Below are 3,556 nucleotides of genomic sequence, written 5' to 3' on the forward strand. Positions count from 1 at the left end.
GGTGCCGATGCCGAAGGCGAGCGCTCCGAAGGCGCCGTGGGTGGCGGTGTGCGAATCGCCACAGACGATCGTCATGCCCGGCTGGGTGCCCCGCCCCGCGCCGGCCGCGCCGCGGCCGACGTCGGCGAGCCCCACACCCACGCCGACCCCGTCCACCTCCGTGCCGGCCCCGCTACCGGGGTTCGTGGTGCTGACCGACGTCGACCCGCGCATCCACGCCGACATCCGGTACGCCACGCCGCACAACTTCGTCGGCCGGCCGATCGCCGGCTACCGGGAGCCGCTGTGCCTGCTCACCCGGCAGGCGGCCGAGGCCCTGCGCCGCGTACAGGACGCCGCGCTGACCGGTGGGCACAGCCTCAAGGTGTACGACTGCTACCGCCCGCAACCGGCGGTGGACGACTTCGTCGCCTGGTCGAAGCGCCCCGACGAGCAACAGACCAAGGCCGAGTTCTACCCGGACCTGGCCAAGAACCGGCTCTTCGCCGACGGTTACATCGGCGCGCCCACCGCGCACAGCCGCGGCAGCACCCTGGACCTGACCCTTGTCGACGAGCCCGCCGCCAGCCAACCTCCGTACCGGGTCGGGCAACCACTGGTCGCCTGCACCGCGCCGCGCGGGCAGCGCTTCGCCGACAACAGCATCGACATGGGTACGGGCTTCGACTGTTTCGACCCGCGGGCGCACACTGCCGACCCCCGCATCACCGGGACGGCACGGGACAACCGTCGCTTGTTGCAGCGGCTGATGACCGACGCCGGGTTCGTCAACTACGACCGTGAGTGGTGGCACTACAGCCTGAGCGACGAGCCGTACCCGGACACGTTCTTCGCCGCCCCGGTCGCCCGCTCCTCGGTCGGCTGACGTCAGGTCCAGTAGAGGACCCGGCAGGCCGGCACGCGGGCGGTGAGTTCGGTGGTGAACCAGTCGCGCAGCTCGGTCATCTGCTCGCGAGGGTAGACGTACTTCACCGCGCCGAACTTGCCGTGCTTGCGGGTGCGGGACTCCTCGTCCATCTCCAGCCGGGTACGCGGGTACCAGCCGAGCAGCACCTCCTTGCTGCCCGGCGTGAACCGGTGGGTGATCAGCTCGGCGGTCAGGTCCAGGTCGGGCACCCCGTCGACCGCCGCGCGGACCTGGTCGAGCAGTTCGCCGTAGCGTTCCCGCCAGTGCGGCAGCGCGATGATCGGCGCGATGGTCAGCCCGACCGGGTAACCGTCGAGGGCGAGCCGGCGCAGCGCGGCCAACCGGTCCGGCACCCGGGCGGTGCCGCCCTCGAACCGTTCGCTCACCGGTGCGCAGTTGACGCTGAAGCGGACCCGGGTCCGACCGGCGTGCGGCAGCCCCACGAAGGTGTCCACATCGGCGTACTTGGTGGTCCAGCGCAGTTGCACGGGGGCGTCCCAGTCGGCGAAGTGCTGCACCGCGCGCCGCCAACTGCCGGTCAGGTGCTCCAGGGCGAGCGGGTCGGTGTAGCAGGACGCCTCGAAGGTGGTGCCCTCGTCGGCGCGCCGCGCGTTGCGGCTGGTCACCGTGCCGCGCCCGGCGTACGCGGCCAGCCCGGCGAGGATGTCGTCGAGGTCGGCGTACACCCGGGTCACCGGCGGGCCGGACAGGGATCCGGCGAGGTAGCAGTACTGGCAGTGCGCCGGGCAGCCCTCGGCCAGGTCGACCCGCCAGTCGGCGCTGGGCGCGATGGGTTGCAGCACGCGCCGCGAGGGTGGGCTCACCACTATCGCCAGCGTCGACTTGGCCCGGGCGTAGGTCTCCCGGTCGGTCTGCCCGCGTACCCCGGTGAGCCGGTTGGCGCGCAGGTGTTCCACCTCGATTCCGAGTGCCCGCACCCGTTCGACGATCCGCTGGCCGTGCGGGTGGTCGAGCGCGGCGGGGGTGGCCACCACCCGGCTCGGGGTCCAGCGGCGCGCCGACCGGGTCGGCGGCGCGAGGCCGGCGAGGTCGCGGGTCGGCACGCGTTCGCCACTGGCGTCGTGCGGCGCGGCGGGCACGTCCACGGCGAGCGGCTGGTCGACGTCGACGCCGTCCGGGCTGGTCACCGGGCCGGGGTACCCGCTGCCGCAGGAATCCCACCCGTTCGGGCGATCGGCGATTGACGCGATCAGGTCAGAGGAATAACCTTTCGTCTATCTGTAAACCTTGTGAACAGATGTACCTCGACGCGGCGGCGCGCGTCCCCACCGAAGGGACGATCAGGTGATCGCAGAACTCTCCTCCCATACCAGACGAATCCTGTCGTTGTTCGTCGCCCTGGTCGTCGCGCTGACCGCCGGTGTCGCTGTCAGCGCCTCGCGAAGCGCGCAGGCCGCGCCGACGTTCAAGGTCCTGGCCTTCTACAACGGCACCTGGGACGCCGCGCACATCGACTTCGTCAAGGACGCCCGGGCCTGGTTCCCGCAGGCCGCCGCCCAGCACGGTTTCTCCTGGGAGGCCACCAACAACTGGAGCCTGCTGAACACCTCCAACCTGGCCCAGTACAAGGTCGTCATGTTCCTGGACGACGCGCCGCCCACCGCGCAGCGGGCCGCGTTCCAGCAGTACATGCAGAACGGCGGTGCGTGGCTGGGCTTCCACGTCAGCGCGTGGACCGACAACCCGTCGAGCTGGAGCTGGTACTACAACACCTTCCTCGGCACCGGCTCGTTCCAGACGAACACCTGGGGACCCACCCGGGTCACGATGCGCGCCGACAACCGCACCCACGCCGCCACCCGGAACCTCCCGGCGACGTTCCCGTCGTCGATCAGCGAGTGGTACTCCTGGAGCAACGACCTGCGGCAGAACCCCAACATCGACATCCTCGCCTCGGTCGACCCGTCCAGCTTCCCGGTCGGCACGGACCCCAACCAGTCCTGGTACGGCGGCTACTACCCGCTCGTCTGGAGCAACCGGCAGTACAAGATGCTCTATGCCAACTTCGGTCACAACGCGATGAACTACAGCACCAACACGGGGCTGTCGTCCACCTTCGACAGCGCGCAGCAGAACCAGCTGCTGATCGACGGGCTGCACTGGCTGGCCGGCGTCGGCACCGTCCCGCCGACCACGCCCCCGCCCGCCGACGGCATCTCGCCGACCGCCTGGCACACGGTTGTCAACCGGGGCAACGGCAAGTGCATGGACGCGCGGGCCGCGGCCAGCGCGAACGGCACGGCCATCCAGCAGTACGCGTGCAACAGCAGCACCGCGCAGCAGTACCAGTTCGTGCCTACCAGCGGCGGGTACCTGCGGGTCAACAACCGCAACAACAGCGCCCAGGTGCTCGACGTGACCGACCGGTCGACAGCCGACTCCGCACCCATCCAGCTGTGGTCCTACAGCGGCGGCAACAACCAGCAGTGGCGGGCCGAGCCCGAGGGCGGCGGCTACTACCGCCTGGTCAACCGCTCCAGCGGCAAGTGTCTCGACGTGCCGGGCGCATCCACGGCGGACAGCGTCCAGCTCATCCAGTACGCCTGCAACGGCACCGCGGCGCAGTCCTTCCGACTGGTGCCGCAGTCATAGCCCCACCGCCACGTCCGCGCCGGGGTGAACCGCGAC

Annotated in this window: 3 protein-coding genes and 1 pseudogene; 2 read left to right on the forward strand and 2 right to left on the reverse strand. The window is 70.6% G+C overall.

Features of this window, described 5'->3' with window-relative positions; translation table 11 throughout:
* Nucleotides 1-87, reverse strand: a pseudogene (locus tag ABZ749_RS31720) (aconitase family protein); the annotation flags it as partial.
* A 73-nt stretch (nucleotides 88-160) separates the two neighbouring features.
* Here ABZ749_RS31720 and ABZ749_RS31725 point away from each other — a divergent pair.
* Complete coding sequence (locus ABZ749_RS31725; RefSeq protein ID WP_357234290.1) at nucleotides 161-865, forward strand: M15 family metallopeptidase; 705 nt, start codon at nucleotides 161-163, stop codon at nucleotides 863-865.
* A 2-nt stretch (nucleotides 866-867) separates the two neighbouring features.
* On the opposite strand, the gene ABZ749_RS31730 is transcribed toward ABZ749_RS31725, so the two are convergent.
* Complete coding sequence (locus tag ABZ749_RS31730; RefSeq protein WP_357234293.1) at nucleotides 868-2,055, reverse strand: spore photoproduct lyase family protein; 1,188 nt, start codon at nucleotides 2,053-2,055, stop codon at nucleotides 868-870.
* A 157-nt stretch (nucleotides 2,056-2,212) separates the two neighbouring features.
* Here ABZ749_RS31730 and ABZ749_RS31735 point away from each other — a divergent pair, with 157 nt between their 5' ends.
* Nucleotides 2,213-3,520: an RICIN domain-containing protein gene (locus tag ABZ749_RS31735; protein ID WP_357234296.1), complete on the forward strand. Its 1,308-nt coding sequence runs from the start codon at nucleotides 2,213-2,215 to the stop codon at nucleotides 3,518-3,520.
* Nucleotides 3,521-3,556 lie beyond the last annotated feature (36 nt).

This window comes from Micromonospora sp. NPDC047753 (assembly GCF_040642735.1).
GTDB lineage: Bacteria > Actinomycetota > Actinomycetes > Mycobacteriales > Micromonosporaceae > Micromonospora.